The sequence below is a fragment of the Croceivirga radicis genome (assembly GCF_002072105.2).
Taxonomy (GTDB): domain Bacteria; phylum Bacteroidota; class Bacteroidia; order Flavobacteriales; family Flavobacteriaceae; genus Croceivirga; species Croceivirga radicis.
In genome coordinates this window covers 201,603-216,740 of sequence record NZ_MTBC01000004.1, presented here as the reverse complement: position 1 = coordinate 216,740, position 15,138 = coordinate 201,603, and the positions used below count along the sequence as shown (strand labels likewise).

General features: G+C 33.2%; 11 protein-coding genes and 1 tRNA gene. 6 read left to right on the top strand and 6 right to left on the bottom strand.

All coding sequences use genetic code 11. The features are described from left to right. The first annotated feature begins 5 nt into the window (after window positions 1-5). Entirely contained in the window at window positions 6-1,175 is a 1,170-nt protein-coding gene (locus BUL40_RS07940) for a trans-sulfuration enzyme family protein (protein WP_080318801.1), read from the top strand. A 1-nt stretch (window position 1,176) separates the two neighbouring features. Beyond that, window positions 1,177-1,899: a bacillithiol biosynthesis deacetylase BshB1 gene (gene bshB1 / locus BUL40_RS07935; protein ID WP_080318800.1), complete on the top strand. Its 723-nt coding sequence runs from the start codon at window positions 1,177-1,179 to the stop codon at window positions 1,897-1,899. Here the strand turns inward: bshB1 and BUL40_RS07930 are convergent, their stop codons facing one another. The 4 genes from BUL40_RS07930 to BUL40_RS07915 form a co-directional block, all read right to left on the bottom strand. Then, window positions 1,900-3,993 (bottom strand): tetratricopeptide repeat-containing sensor histidine kinase, encoded by a 2,094-nt coding sequence (locus BUL40_RS07930; RefSeq protein ID WP_080318799.1) that lies wholly within the window; start codon window positions 3,991-3,993, stop codon window positions 1,900-1,902. Window positions 3,994-4,123: 130 nt separating this feature from the next. Next, complete coding sequence (locus tag BUL40_RS07925) at window positions 4,124-5,965, bottom strand: hypothetical protein (protein WP_080318798.1); 1,842 nt, start codon at window positions 5,963-5,965, stop codon at window positions 4,124-4,126. A 112-nt stretch (window positions 5,966-6,077) separates the two neighbouring features. Continuing rightward, window positions 6,078-7,994: an ATP-binding protein gene (locus BUL40_RS07920; protein ID WP_176465462.1), complete on the bottom strand. Its 1,917-nt coding sequence runs from the start codon at window positions 7,992-7,994 to the stop codon at window positions 6,078-6,080. A 100-nt stretch (window positions 7,995-8,094) separates the two neighbouring features. Continuing rightward, window positions 8,095-10,008 (bottom strand): tetratricopeptide repeat-containing sensor histidine kinase, encoded by a 1,914-nt coding sequence (locus tag BUL40_RS07915; RefSeq protein WP_176465461.1) that lies wholly within the window; start codon window positions 10,006-10,008, stop codon window positions 8,095-8,097. 186 nt (window positions 10,009-10,194) lie between these two features. Between BUL40_RS07915 and BUL40_RS07910 the strand changes: the two genes are divergently transcribed. Then, a tRNA-His gene (locus BUL40_RS07910) sits at window positions 10,195-10,270 on the top strand. Window positions 10,271-10,323: 53 nt separating this feature from the next. Here the strand turns inward: BUL40_RS07910 and BUL40_RS07905 are convergent. Then, window positions 10,324-11,877, bottom strand: a complete 1,554-nt coding sequence (locus BUL40_RS07905; protein WP_080318795.1) for a M28 family peptidase — start codon at window positions 11,875-11,877, stop codon at window positions 10,324-10,326. A 158-nt stretch (window positions 11,878-12,035) separates the two neighbouring features. On the opposite strand from BUL40_RS07905, the gene BUL40_RS07900 reads away from it, so the two are divergent. Continuing rightward, entirely contained in the window at window positions 12,036-12,965 is a 930-nt protein-coding gene (locus BUL40_RS07900; RefSeq protein ID WP_080318794.1) for a hypothetical protein, read from the top strand. On the opposite strand, the gene BUL40_RS07895 is transcribed toward BUL40_RS07900, so the two are convergent. Further along, a complete protein-coding gene (locus BUL40_RS07895) occupies window positions 12,955-13,593 on the bottom strand; it encodes an alpha/beta hydrolase (RefSeq protein WP_080318793.1) in 639 nt (212 codons plus the stop codon). The genes BUL40_RS07900 and BUL40_RS07895 overlap by 11 nt on opposite strands. A gap of 52 nt (window positions 13,594-13,645) precedes the next feature. Here BUL40_RS07895 and BUL40_RS07890 point away from each other — a divergent pair, with 52 nt between their 5' ends. Both BUL40_RS07890 and BUL40_RS07885 read left to right on the top strand, forming a co-directional pair. Further along, window positions 13,646-14,068 (top strand): PaaI family thioesterase, encoded by a 423-nt coding sequence (locus BUL40_RS07890; RefSeq protein WP_080318792.1) that lies wholly within the window; start codon window positions 13,646-13,648, stop codon window positions 14,066-14,068. A gap of 1 nt (window position 14,069) precedes the next feature. After that, entirely contained in the window at window positions 14,070-15,104 is a 1,035-nt protein-coding gene (locus BUL40_RS07885; protein ID WP_080318791.1) for an isochorismate synthase, read from the top strand. Window positions 15,105-15,138 lie beyond the last annotated feature (34 nt).

Below are 15,138 nucleotides of genomic sequence, written 5' to 3'. Positions count from 1 at the left end.
TGAAAATGGATACGAAAAAAATAGGTTTAAATACCATCTGCACCCACATTGGCGAAGTTAAAGACGAACAGTTTAAAGGAGCAGTTTCTCCAATATATATGAGTTCTTCTTATGAATACGAAGATGTGGCGGTAAAACGGTATCCTAGGTATTATAATACCCCTAACCAAGCTGCTTTAGGCGAAAAAATAGCCCTTTTGGAACACACGGAGGCTGCTATGATCTTTGGTAGTGGTATGGCTGCTATTAGCCATGCATTAATGGCGTTTTTAAAAGCGGGAGACCATATTGTTTTGCAACAAACGCTCTATGGCGGCACCTATAATTTTGCCGTTACACAATTTGAAAAATATGGTATTTCTTATTCGTTTACAACGGGTTGGCAGCCGGAAGACTTTGCTAATGAATTAAAAGAGAACACAAAGGTAATCTATATAGAAACTCCATCTAACCCCTTATTAACCATTACGGATATTGAGGCCATAGCAAAACTAGCCAAAAGTAAGGGTATCGTGAGTATGATTGACAATACGTTTGCTAGTCCAGTTAATCAAAATCCTGTAGATTTTGGTATTGATATTGTGCTACATAGTGCAACAAAATATATGGGTGGGCACTCAGATATTTGTGCGGGTGCTGTTGCCGCTTCTAAAGAACATATAGAAAAAATTTGGCAGGCATCCATATGTTTTGGTGGTAGTCTAAGCGACCAAACGGTTTGGTTGTTAGAACGTAGTCTTAAAACTATGGGGTTAAGGGTAAAAGAACAAAACAAAAACGCCATGGTATTGGCATCTATGTTAGAGAAACATGATGCCGTAGAGCGGGTATATTATCCAGGTTTAGCATCACATCCTGACCATGAATTGGCTAAAAAACAAATGAAAGGTTTTGGAGGAATGTTGTCCTTTGAGTTATTAGAAACCATAGATGCTACAGCATTTTTAAAAGCTTTAAAATTGATAAAACCATCAATGAGCTTGGCCGGTGTTGAAAGTACTATGTTGTTACCTACCAAAACATCACACTCCCTTATGAGTGCGGCAGATAGGAAGGCACAAGGTATTAAGGACAATTTAATACGATTTAGTGTAGGGATTGAAGAACATGAAGATATTCTTGCCGATATAAACCAAGCCATAACAACAGTAACCAATAACCAAGTTTTAGCATAACATGAAGTTAGATATATTGGTTTTTGGTGCGCATCCAGACGATGCCGAGTTAGGCGCGGGCGCAACTATTGCAAAAGAAATTTCATTAGGAAAAAAAGTTGGAATTATAGATTTGACTCGCGGTGAATTGGGTACCAGGGGCACTGCAGAAATAAGGGACAAGGAGGCTGCAGATGCAGCTAAAATATTGGGTGTTGCCGTTAGAGAAAATTTAGAGTTTGCTGATGGTTTTTTTGTTAACGATAAAGACCATCAATTGGCCGTTATTAAAATGATAAGGAAATATCAGCCAGAAATTATTTTATGTAACGCAATAGATGATAGGCATATAGACCATGGCAAGGGTGCTTCCTTAGTTAGCGATGCCGCTTTTTTGAGTGGTTTGGTAAAGATTGAAACAAAACTATATGGTAGCAAAGAATATCAAACTCCATGGCGGCCAAAACTAATTTATCATTATATACAGTGGAAAAATTTGGTTCCGGATTTTGTTGTAGATGTTACTGGTTTTATGGATAAAAAGAATGAAGCCATACGGGCGTATGCTTCTCAGTTCTATGACCCCAATAGTGATGAACCAGAAACGCCTATTAGTAGTAGTAACTTTATTGAAAGTGTAACATATAGGGCTAGGGACCTAGGTAGGCTAATTGGTGTTGAGCACGCAGAAGGGTTTACAGTAGAACGTTTTGTGGCGGTAGAATCTTTGGATAGCCTAATTTAGTCAGCTAGCTTTTTTAAGGTTTTCAGACAGTTTGGGCACTGTAAAATGGAAAGTGGACCCTTTTTGTGGTGCACTTTCTACCCATATTTTACCATTGTTCTTCTCTATCATTTCTTTACATAGAGACAGGCCAAGACCAGTACCTTTTTCGTTGTTGGTGCCGTAGGTGGTAAAATTGGTATTTGCTTTAAAAATTTTCTCCTTGGTAGCATTATCCATGCCAACTCCGGTATCTTTAATTTTTATTTGAATATGATTTAGACTCTCTTCAGACTCCAACGTTATTAAACCATTATTCGGTGTAAACTTAATAGCGTTGCTAATAAGATTTCTCAACACTAAATCAATTTGATTTTCATCTATAAATGCATTACTTGCTTTTGCAATGTCATTGATTATTTTGATGTCTTTAGCTGCCGCCATTTCATCTAGAAAGTCCAAGTTGTTTTCTGCCAACTTATAAATATTAGTAGTAGTGGGTCTTGTATTGCCACCATTTAATTGTGTTCTTCCCCAAGAAAGAATGTTGTTAAGAGTAAATAGAACATGATCTACATCTGTTTTGGCCTTTCTTATAAATCTATTGGCTTCTTGTTGCCCTAAATCACCAGAGATAATCATCTCTAATAATCCTTGTAGGGCTCCAATAGGACCACGTAAATCGTGACCAACAATAGAGAATAATTTATCTTTAGTGGTGTTAGAACTTTCTAATTCTTTTTCTCTTTCTGTTAAACTAGCCGCTTGTATTTTTAACTCCCTATAGAGTTTTTTAAGTTTTTTCTGGTTTAGGTATAACGGAATTGCGGCTGCTATTAATACAATAAGCACTAAAAGCGCTAAAGTGATAAGGTTTTGTTGCTTGGCTAATTTTTTTTCGTTTTCTAAGATTAGTTCCTTTTTCTGCTGGTCATATTTTAGTTGGGTTTTAAATAATTTTAAACTTTTTGTATTAGACTCTTTAGCCAAGGTGTCTGATAGTGAAGTAAAGATTTCATGATAACACAGCGCTCTTTTATAATCTTCTTTTTCTTTAAAAATTTTGTATAAGGTTTCCGCGCAGTCTATTTGACCTTCTTTAGACTGTATATCCTTTGCAATGTCTAGTCCCTTTAGGGCATAATCTGTAGCCAAACTATCAGAACCCGTTCCCATGTAAGCCAAGGAAAGATTATTGTAAAGCGCAATTTCTCCCCGTTTATCATCTAAATTATTGTTGTAAAGCAGTTTGCTTTGGTCTAACCAATATAGCGCCCATTTCTCTTTTCCTTCTTTTAAATAAATTTCGCCTTTTACACTATAAGAATAGGCCAACCAATCATAAACTTCTTCTTGCTCAAAAGTGTTAATGCTCTGGTTAATGTGAAACATTGCCTGTTTGGTATCTCCAATTTCTGTGTAAATAGAGGCTAAATTGCTTAAGGTTTGCGCAGTAACTACTGGATTATTCAGTTTTTTGTTTATTTCCGTAACTTCTTTGTAAAAATCCAATGCAATGTCATATTCCTGTTGGGAAGCGTAGAGGTGTGCTATATTCTCATTTATAATAGATAGGATATCATTGTCTTGGCTTTTTTTGGCAAAGTCTAGGCCTTTTAAATAATTCATTAAAGATTTTTCATAATCGCCACCATATTGGTATTGCGATGCCAATCTATTTAAAGCGCTAGCTATTAATTTATCGTCATCCAAATTATAGGCTATATCTAGTGCTTTGTTTAGGTTTTCTATGGCTTTAGGAAACGCCCCTTTGTCTGAATAATATACACCATAGTTAAAATAGACATTATAATTGCCTTTTGGATGGTCTGCGTGGATTAAAAGTTTCTGAGCTTTTCTGGTTAAGTTATATAAGCTGTCAACATTGTAGTATCTATATTCTTTGGCTAAAGCTAATACGGCATCTATGTATGCTGTATTTTCACTATTATCTAACCCTTTATTTTTAAAACTTTTGATTTTGAGCGAAAGACTGTCTTTGGTACTTTGGTCTATATTGGAAATACCCAAAGCGTATTGCCCACTTAACAATACTATCAAGAGTTGTAATACCAAAATTTTGGCGTAGTAATTAGGGACTATTTTTTGTTCCAATTGTAGGTCAATAAATTCATAAACAAATCTATTTTACTAATACAAGTATTGAAAATAAATGTTGTGAACTTGGATTATTTGTGTGTTTTGACAGGTAATATTAGTATTTAATCGATGGAATGCAGGAAGATTAAACCATTGGAAATTTTAATCTAAGCTGTTTTATTTGTGCTTTTTGATGATAATCTACAAGTATTTCTCCGTTGTTTTTCGTAGTTAAATCTCCTATAATATTTAAGTCTAAATTACGTATTTTTTGATTGATTGCTTTTTCTTGCCGATGATTTTTGATTAAATTTTTTAGATAAAATTTTAATGTTAGTTTGTTGTTTTCTACCAGCTGTTCTATTATTAATTTTTGGCTTGTTAAAGCATCTTCAGTAAAGATTTTTAAAGTGTTTTTAATGACAAGTGCTAGATGTTTTTTATTTAATTCTAGTGTTATATTGTTTGCTAAAACCTTAAACTCAAAGGAAATACTTTCTGGTAGTTTACTGTATTCTTCTAAAGCTTTTGATAAAAATGAGGTTATTTCAACCTTGTCAGATGTATTTTGATTGTTTTCTAAGTTAGATTTAGCCCAGTGTAATAAGGTAGTGAGTTCGGTTTCGCTTTTATCTAGTTTTTGTTTTAAATCAGAGATGGTTTTTTCTAATTGTTCTGCATTTAGTTTATCCATTTCTGAATTGGACAAGAAAACTTTAAGGTTTTCGATAGGCGATTCTAGGTTTTTTCCAATTTTAGAGAACATCTCCGCTTTTTGCGTATTCTGCACAACCAAGTTCTCTTGTTTTTTTAGTTGAGCTAAGATTTTATTATAGAATATTATTCCTATGCCAATAATTATGATTAAAAGAAAAAAAGAAGCTAGTTTAACGTATTGGTTTTGAGATTTTATTCTTTCGTTTTCTAGGGCAATCAATTCTTCTTGGCTTTTTAAGTCTAAATTAGTTTTAATCAACCCCAGTCTTACTATTCTTCGATTATAATCTAGTTTATTACTCAATTTTTCTGCTTCCAATTTATATTCTAGGGCTTTTTTGGTAGCATTATTTTTCATTGCAATTTTAAATTTTGTTTGCAGAGATTCTATAATGCCAGAAGTATCTTTTAATTGAGATGCTAGTTTTTGTGTAGAATCTGCATAAAATGTAGCGCAAGCCAAATCGCCACGTTTTAAATTAATCTTACTTAATAGGTTCCCAACCAATACCCAATCATAAGGATTAACGGTTAACTTTAAAATGCTATCAGATTTAAAGGTATAATAAGCAGCACTGTCCAAACTATTGATTTTAAAATAGTAGTTGCCAAGACTTCTATAGCTTCTACTAGACCAAAGTGGGTCGTTATCGCTAATAAATTGTTTAAGACTTGTAAAGGCATACGTTTTGGCTTTTAAAAAATTGTCAACTTTTAAAGCGTTCAATGCAATATTGGATTTTGATCTAGCTGCTTGAGAAAAATTATTTATACTTAAATGCAAACTATCTGCAAGATGGTATTGGACGTCTGCTTCAGAATACATACCAATACCCGTATACATATAACCTAAATTATGCCTTATGGTTGCTTCTTCTGCCGCGAACCCTCTTTTTTTGCAAATATTAATTGCCTTAAAGGACAGTTCCAATGCTTTTTCCTCGTTTCCTGAAATAATAGATTGTATGGCAAACGTCTTATAAAATTCTACCTTTACCGCATCATCTTTTTCTTGTTTTATAAATTCGTTGATGCGGTTGTAATAGCGAGATGCATTATCATTATCCCCAATATCTGTGTAATACCCCGCAATACCATTTAAGGCCAATAACTCTCCTTTTTTATAGTTGAGTTTCTTACTAATACCTAATGCCTTTTGAGCGTAAATAAGAACACTGTCTGGTTGTCTAAAACGATATTTTTTAGAAACGGATAAAAGTAAATCTACATAGGGTTCATTTCTTAATCCACTGCTATCTTGAGCGCTCATTATTGGAGCAGATAGAAGAAGAACATAAAGACATATAATTTTTAGTATAAAACTTGGATTCATTACTTGCAATAAGTACTTAGTTTAAAGTTACCATATTTATTTAATTCAATTAAATAGCGTTGAAAAGTAGACTAATACAAGTACCCTTATTAATTTTACTATCTATTGTGTACTTAGTTTTGTTTAGGTCTATTAAGATCAATGCAGTTTTTAAACCAATACCCGTACCTTTTTCTAGATTGGTTCCAGGATAGGGATTAACCATTTCTGCTTCTCTAATTTCTTTTATAGTAGTCGCGGAGATCCCTACCCCTTTATCGCAAATGCTAAATATTACATTAGAATTATTGGTTTTTATTTTTAAAGATATTTTGCCAGAAGTAGGGGTAAACTTAATGGCATTAGAAATAAGATTTTCTAATACTACAATTAAATGTTCTTTGTCAAATACTACATAATGTCTAGCCAACTCATATTCTAGTTCAATGTTCTTTTCATCTATTTGACTCTTAAAGTGAGAGATACATTGTAATAAGATGTCTTCTAGATTTATTTCTGTTGGGTCTGGTTTAAGTTCACCAATTTGAGACTTTGCCCAGTATTGCATATTCTTAAGGGTAAAGCTACTGTGGTTTATGCCACCCTTCATTCTATCCAACGTGTTTCTTAAATCTTCTTCTGTAATATATTTAGATTTATAAAGTTCTATGCTCTGTTGGAGCGTGTTCAAAGGTGAGGTTAGATCATGCCCAATAATTGAAAAAATCTTTTGCTTTTCGTTTACCACATGGTCTAACTTTTTGTTCTCTTCAATTTTTCTCTTATGGTTCCAAAAACCAAAAAATAATAAAAGTAAGAGGCAAAATAGTATTATGCCAACTATTACCAAAGTGTTGCTTTGCTCTTCCTCTTGCTGTGTCCTAGTTTCTACTACAAGTTGCTTATCTTTTTGAAACCTGCTAGTTGCTTCTAACAATAACAATTTAGAATGCACATTGGTTTCTATTTGTAATTCTGATAGTTTTTGATAGGATTCTAAATGCGTTAAAGCTGCTTTGGTATCATTTTGTTCTAATGCAATTTGATACAATAGCTTCTCTCCTGTAATTCGGTTGGCAATGCTATTTGCACTTTCTGCATAAACCATGGCTGTTTTAGCATGTTCTTTGGCTATGGAAAGCTGGCTATTTGCGATGGCTAATCGGGATAGCGCTAAGTAATTTTCTGCAAGAAGTTCATTGTCTTCTAATTCTTTAGATAATCTATTGCTCTTTTCAAGGTAATCCGCGGCCTTGTCTAAACTATCTCTTTTTAAAGCTATATGGGCATTAGTAATATAATTATAGCTAAGCCAAGATTTTGCGCCTAATTGCTTCATTGTAGAAGTTGCCAAGTCAACAATATTGCTAGCTATTTCCAAACTATCTATTTTTTCATAAAGTCTTGCCATATTTGTGTTTACCATTGCTTTGGTAAACTCTTGGCTGGGTTCGTCCGCAAATTTTAATGCTTCTTTAAAGTAGGGTAGTGCAACGTCATTGTCTTCTAGAATGCCAAATATGGCACCAATGTTCATATTGAAAAGAACAATCATTTCTTTATTATTCTCCTTTTTAGCTAGATATAGCCCTTCTTGTGCATAGGTAAAAGCTTTGGTATAATCTTTTAATAAAAAATTGTTTAACGCTATTGCATTATAAATTTTTAAAAGTATAATACCGTTATTTGTTGTTTTACCAAAGCGCAGGGCTTTGGTCAATTCTATTTCTGCTTCTTTAAATTTACCAACTGTTGCAAAAGCGGTACCCTTATTTAGGAAAGACATGGCCTGACCAAGAATGTTGTGGGATGCCCTACTTTTTTCACCTAACAATTCCGCATAAAACAGTAAGCTATCATTGTTTTCTTGTATAAAAGTCCTAGCGTATTCATTTAGGGTACTAATATAAAGGGAGTCATTAGTGGTAACTTCTATGCTTTTTAACTTTAATCTTATACTATCTCTATATTTTTCTTGACCCAGCAATAAAAAAGAAGTTAAAAGAAAATTAGTAAAAACAATTCTTCTCCATAGCTTATTAGTAGTAAAAGGAATAAAGCAATTTCGTAACAACATAGTTTTTAATCTACTTAGAATAGAAAATAGCTTTAAAGGTACTTCCTTTTCCTAAGGAACTTTCAATAATGAGCTCGCCATTGTTTAATTTAATTAGTTCTTTGCATAGTGTTAGGCCTATACCTGTTCCTTTTTCACTATTGGTTCCGTATGTAGATTCAACATATTCTCCCTTTAATATTTCATTGACCTTTTTTTGGCTCATACCAGTTCCAGTATCCATGACCATTAGTTTAAACGTTTGTTCTGAATTAGAAAGGTTAATAGTAACGGTTCCATTTTCTGGGGTAAACTTAATGGCATTGGTAAATAGGTTTCTAAAAATAATTTCAAAATGATTTTCATCAATAAAAATTACTTTTTCCTCAGTTAGTTGGTTTTCTATGCGAATGGTAATTTTCTTTTCGGTTATTCTCTTATTAAAACTCGTAATGTACTTTTCAATTATTTGGGTTGGATAGAATGCTGTTGGTGTAGCTTTTAAACCTTCCATTTGGGTTCTAGACCAGTACAGAAGGTTATTAAGTATTTGTCCGCTATAATCGAGTTTTTGTTTTAACTCTGGTGCAAATTCTTTTATTTCTTTTTCAGTAATGGTATTAGAATTGTACAAATTCATAAGTTGTTGCAGTGTTCCAATAGGAGATTTTAAATCGTGACCAATAATTGAAAATATCTTGGCTTTGTCATTGTTGAGTTTGGCTAGTTTAAAGTTCGCTTTTCTTTGGTTGATATTATTTATACGAACTATACCCAGGATTATAATTAATGTTATAACTAGTAAGAGAAAAATATAATTAAGATTCTCTTTTTTTTGAATTCGGCCGGCAGTTTCTAACGCTATAATTTCTTTTTCTTTTTCTAAATTATTCTGGACCAGTAATAGTTTTAATTTATTGGAGTTTTCTTGAATTTTTATTGAATCTTGGAGTTGATTGAAATTTTTATAATAAGAGTTGGCGTTTTTGTACTGTTCTCTTTGTTCGTAAATCGTGTAAAGCAATTTCTGAGTTTCAATTAATGCCGAATGATAATTTTGTGCTTTTGCCCTTTCTTCTATTTTTAAGGCTTGTTCAAAAGCCAAATTTGTATTGGAAGTATCATAATTGATTAGTGCATATGCCAATGCAATGTCAATTTTTACTTTACTCTCACTAAAGTCTTTGGTAAGACTATCTGCAATTTTTATTTGATTTAAGGCTTCTTTTAGCTTTTTCTTTTTTCTAAAAATTTCAAATAGGGTGACTCTAGTTTTTGCCTCCCACATGGCATTTTTCTGATTGCTAAAGTATTTTTGTGCTTTAAGTGCTAAGGCTCTAGCTTGATTTAGGCTGTCTTTATTTGTGTATAATTGACTCATAAAATAACGTACTTGAGCACGTTCATAATCATCTTTATTGTCTAACAAGCCTAGGCTTTCTTTAAAAAAAAGTAAGGCTTGGTCCGTATCTCCTATTTGAGATAGAAGGGAGGCAGCATTTATAGTAAAGAGCTTCTGCTTATCTTTTAGATTATGTTTTAAAGCATATTCATAACCTTTCCTGTTAATTTCAAAAACTTTATCAAATTCTTTATTTCTAAAATAAGATGCACCTTTTATATTTAGAGCAAATAAGAAAAGTTGATGTGCATTTGTTTGCTGTGCAATTTTTAAAGTTATATCCGCATGTTTACGGCCCTCTTTGAATTTACCTAAAACAACAAGTGCCCTTCCTGCCAATTCGTTTCCTTTGGCCTTACCAATGGCATAATTGGCTTTAGTGCTTAAATCAATTAGCTTTAACCCCATTTTGTAAGCACTATCTGGATATTTCTCTAATAGTTTGTAAACATTGGTGTATTGTTCATCAATATATTTCGGGTCTAATTGATTTGTATTATCTGTAAAAAAATCATATTCATTAATACTTTCCTGAGCAACCAAAGTTTGGACAACTAGAAAATATATTATGAGAATAAACCCATATTTAAAATTTGATTTGAAATTATTTTTAGTTGTCATTATGGTGTAATTACTTCAACATCAAATTAATAATTTTTTTTAGTGTAATTACCTGTAAATATTTTATAGATTTTTAAAAATTTAATTACCTTTGCATCCGCTTTAAATGGTGGTTGTAGCTCAGTTGGTTAGAGCGCCGGATTGTGGTTCCGGAGGTCGCCGGTTCGAACCCGGTCTTCCACCCATAAAAAAAGCCCAACTTAGGTTGGGCTTTTTTGTTTTTATTTCTTAACTAGTTTATTCAATTTTATCTACCACTAAACGGTTTGGCCTATTGACTATTTCCCAAGCGGTATAGAATACCAATTGAGTTCTATTCTTCAATAAATCATAATTTATCTTGTCTGGGGTATCACTTGGTCTATGATAGTCCGCATGGGTACCATTAAAATAAAAGATAATAGGAATGTTGTTTTTAGCAAAATTATAATGATCACTTCGGTAGTAAAAACGATTAGGGTCATTTTCATCATTATAAGTGTAATCCAACTCTAATTGGGTATACTTTTTATTGGTTGCCTCAGACAAATCATGTAATTCCGTACTTAATTTGTCAGAGCCTATCAAATAAATGTAATTTCTATCGCCAGTTCTTTTTGGGTCAATTCTACCAATCATATCAATATTTAGGTTGGCAACGGTATTTTCTAAGGGTACCAGTGGTTCATGATCTGTGTAATATTTAGAACCTAATAATCCTTTTTCTTCGCCTGTTACATGTAAAAAAATAATTGAGCGCTCAGGACCTTCACCTTTATCTGCTGCTGTTTTAAAAGCTTGTGCAAGTTCTAATAATGCCACCGTACCAGACCCATCGTCATCTGCGCCATTATTTATGTCGCCATTGGCACTCACTCCTATATGGTCTAAGTGAGAAGATAAAATCAAATACTCATTTGGTTTGCTTTTTCCTTTTATAATTGCAGCAATATTTTCAGAGTCAACTGCCTCATCTCCACTTTTTATGCGCAAATCAATTTTTGTTTCTAAAATTTGCGGTTCGGCTATTGTTTCTATATTGGGTAAAATACTTTTTGCAAGATTCGTATTTAAAAGAATTATGAAGTTGTCGTTTTTGGCAGCTTTCAATTCCATTTTACCACTATTATTGGTTTTCATGTAATTGTAGTATTGCTTAAAACGCGCATAATTGGCAGAATCATAATATAGAATACCGGCGGCACCATTTTTAATGGCGGCCTCTAATCTTAGACCCATAGATTCTGACATGTTGCTCCATTCTGATTTTTCTGTATTACCAGACAGGATGTAATTGTTCTCAGAATTTTTGGGCTCTCCAAATTTTACCAAAACAATTTTATCTTTTACATCAAGTCCAACATAATCAGAATACGATTCGGTATCTATGCCGTAACCCACATAAACTAAATTGTCACGGTTAAGTACTGCTTTGTCAAATGTTATAAAATCTTCACCTATTTCAAACTCTTTTTGATTTACAACAATACTACCAGTTGGTAATTTACTAACGGCTAACGGTACTTTTTGTAAATAGTCGCCATCTTCTTTAAGAGCGGGAATTCCCATTTCTTTGTATTGCGATACCAAATAGGCTACAGCCTTCTTCTGACCTGGTTTCCCGGTCTCACGACCTTCAAACTCGTCTGAAGCATAGGTGTACAAATGGTTTTTTAGTTCTTCTTCGGTTATTGTATTAGCAATGGGCGACGGATCTTTTGCCATGGTCGCCGTTGTTTTGTCTGTAACTGCTTGCTGAGAAGAATTGCAAGCAAAGGCCAATATGGAGCTGGCCAAGAGTAGTTTTTTCATAAATAGTGTAATCCAAATTTTGGCTAAAATAGTTAAAACAGTTTTAGTAGATTGAATATCAAGTTGAACTAAATATTTTTAATTTAAAATTGAAAAAAAATTTTTCAATTAATCTATATATATTTTAGTTATGTAAGAATTGAATGTAATTTTGTTTTATGGTAAAATATTACATGTTTTTTTGTTTACTGTTTGTTTCAAAACTTGTTGCTTCTCAAGAATTAAAAACATTTACAATTAATGACTTTGATCTTAAGGGCCAGGTAAAAACATGTAGTATTATAACAGATTACGGCAAAGAAATTTTAGAGTTTAATAAAGAAGGTTTTCTTGTAAAGTCTACTACGGTTTACAACAATACGGATAGGGATGTAACACTTTATAAGTTTGACCAATCTACCCTAATAGAAGTAAGAAACGAAAGTTATAAAGAAAACAGGTTAGATACAGCTTCTTCACTGGCCTATCTGTACGAAAGGGATACTACGGATAATTTAAAAATTATAGAACATATTATTTCTTACGACAAAGAGTTTTTTGAGACCCAAGAATATTTTTATGACAAAGAAGACAGGCTTATTAAAATTATATCTTCTCATGAAAATGCGGTAGACGAAATAGTTTTTGAAAATACTACCTACAAGGGAGAAGAAACAATTACCAAGTTTGAAAATGGGATAATACAAAGTAGTACTAGAACTTCTTATAAACTAGGTGCGGGAGGTAAAAAATTGAAGGTGGTTCTAGAAAAACAATTTGTAGATGGAGACCCAAAAACCGCGATCGAAACCGTCCATGACCCCAAAGGACTGTTAAAATCTGAAGTTCATTACGTTTTCAACGAAAAAGCTGCACAATTTACGGCTACTGAAAGTCATTTATACTCGTATAATAAAAATATGATTCTAGAAAAGGCAACTATTAGAAAAGGTAATTCTGTTGCTACTAAAGGATTTGTTTTTCAGTTTGACAATCATGAGCCTAAAAATTGGGTTAAAAAAATTACTACTCCAGATAATACCTACATTACTAGAAAAATAAATTATTATGAACCAGAATTGGAGACAAAAGAAGTAATTAAGGGTTAAATACAATTTGCATCCAATTTTTTGGTATTTCATGACCTCCAGGAAAAGTAATTACTTCAACTTCAGTAGGGAACAAGATTTTCATAAATTCTTCTTCAATCATGATTTTTTCAGCGGTTATAAACTGGTCGTTAACTCCATAACCGTATTTAATTTTAGTTTTTTCTAGGTGTTGGAAATCCTTTGGCTCCAATTCTTTTGGTATACTACCGGCCAATAAGATTATTTCTGTGCACGGCACTTTACTATGGGCCAACCATCGTAATAGTATAGATACCCCTTGAGAAAACGCAAAGAGGACTAATTTTTTATCCTTATTTATTCGTTCTTCAGCCCAAATGGCATCTAGATAATTAAAATTGTTCTTGATTTCCCTCTGGGTATATTCTTTTGTGAGCCAACTGGCGCCAACGTATTTGTAATCATCCTTAAGATAATATTTAGAGGGGGCTTCTGGGGCTATTATGTAATTCTTTAATGAATCTAATTTAGAAAAGTGTCTTATAAAATACCTGCTTAAATAACCTATACCATGAAAAACAAGCCAAATATTTTCGGTATATGGCGTATTCCTATTTAATGTTTCATAATTATTGGTGCTGGTATAGCTAACCACTTTTCTATCCATTAGGTTATTGGGGTTTTGTGTTCTTAATACGTAATTTTACAAAAAAGAATTAATGGAAGCACACAAGGAAAAGATTTTAGCGGTATGTAATGAGGTATGCAAAGGTACTTTAATGGAAACTTTGGATATTGAATATGTAGATGTAGGCGAAAATTTTCTTGTTGCCAAAATGCCGGTTACACCAAAAGTGTACCAACCAGATGGTGTATTGCATGGTGGAGCCTCTGTAGCTTTGGCCGAAAGTGTAGGAAGCGCTGCATCCTATATATTTCTAGACGCCCAAAAGTTCATGATACGTGGGTTAGAAATTAGTGCTAACCATACCAAAAGTGTGAGAGATGGCTTTGTTTATGCCAAAGCTTCTATGATACACAAAGGCAGAACCACCCAATTATGGGAAATAAAAATAACCAATGAAGAGGGTGCATTGGTAAGTAATTGTAAACTAACAACCATTTCTTTGCCAAAAGGTTAATATGTGGAATACGGTTACAACACTTTTAAAGGATAAATTGCCTTTTGTACTTTACAGATTACCAAATACAGAAGAACTTGTTCTAATAGCTCAAAAAGATAGCACATTGCATTTTGCGCTAAGTTTTAAGGATGAGGGTTTTATATTTGCGCCTTTTGACTTCAAAAAGAAAAAAATTCTATTAAAACCAGATACGGTTTTAAATTTTAAGGTGAATTTAGAACCCTTGGCGAACAAGGTTTCATCAACCAAACCTAATTTTGATCAGGAAACTAAAGAACGGTACAAAGGGTTGATTGCGAATGCCATTTCAGAAATTAAAAATGGTAAATTAAATAAAGTGGTTTTGTCAAGGTCAATTACCGTTAACACCAAGAAATCACATTCCGCTATATTTCAGCAACTTTTATCTAAATATAACCAAGCATTTTGTTATTGGTTTTTTCACCCAGAAATTGGTACATGGATGGGAGCAACCCCCGAACGTTTGCTAGGGTTTACAAATAACAAGTTAACAACAACTGCTCTCGCAGGCACTATACCAGTAGAAGATGCTAAGAATCCATCTTGGACCAACAAGGAAATAGAAGAACAAAATATGGTTACTGAATTTATTGAAGCTTCCTTGACACCGTATTGTAAAGAATTGAATATTTCGGAAACCAAATCTTATAGGGCCGCCAATTTATGGCATTTAAAGACCAATATTGCTGCTGAAATAGACGGTGAAGATAAATTACCGCTAATTATAGAAGGTTTGCATCCAACTCCGGCAGTTTGCGGATTACCTAAATCGCTAGCACAGACTTTTATTGCTACTAACGAGGGGTACGACCGGGAGTATTATACTGGTTATTTGGGATCATTAAATTTGGAAAAAGACAAACTGGATTTATTTGTCAACTTAAGATGTATGCAATTAAAAGGAAATAAGGCAACCGTATACGTTGGTGGTGGTATTACAGAAAGCTCCGTTCCAGAAAAAGAATGGGAAGAAACAGTGAATAAAAGCCTTACCATGTTGGCAGTTTTATAGCCTAACAAACCTTTATTAAAACAACCTGCATTCG

Coding starts and splice junctions, on each gene's coding strand:
- BUL40_RS07895 (WP_080318793.1), bottom strand. CDS start 13,593: ATGGATAGAAAAGTGGTTAGCTATACCAGCACCAATAATTATGAAACA.
- BUL40_RS07900 (WP_080318794.1), top strand. CDS start 12,036: ATGGTAAAATATTACATGTTTTTTTGTTTACTGTTTGTTTCAAAACTT.
- BUL40_RS07925 (WP_080318798.1), bottom strand. CDS start 5,965: ATGAGCGCTCAAGATAGCAGTGGATTAAGAAATGAACCCTATGTAGAT.
- BUL40_RS07905 (WP_080318795.1), bottom strand. CDS start 11,877: ATGAAAAAACTACTCTTGGCCAGCTCCATATTGGCCTTTGCTTGCAAT.
- BUL40_RS07940 (WP_080318801.1), top strand. CDS start 6: ATGGATACGAAAAAAATAGGTTTAAATACCATCTGCACCCACATTGGC.
- BUL40_RS07885 (WP_080318791.1), top strand. CDS start 14,070: ATGTGGAATACGGTTACAACACTTTTAAAGGATAAATTGCCTTTTGTA.
- BUL40_RS07890 (WP_080318792.1), top strand. CDS start 13,646: ATGGAAGCACACAAGGAAAAGATTTTAGCGGTATGTAATGAGGTATGC.
- bshB1 (WP_080318800.1), top strand. CDS start 1,177: ATGAAGTTAGATATATTGGTTTTTGGTGCGCATCCAGACGATGCCGAG.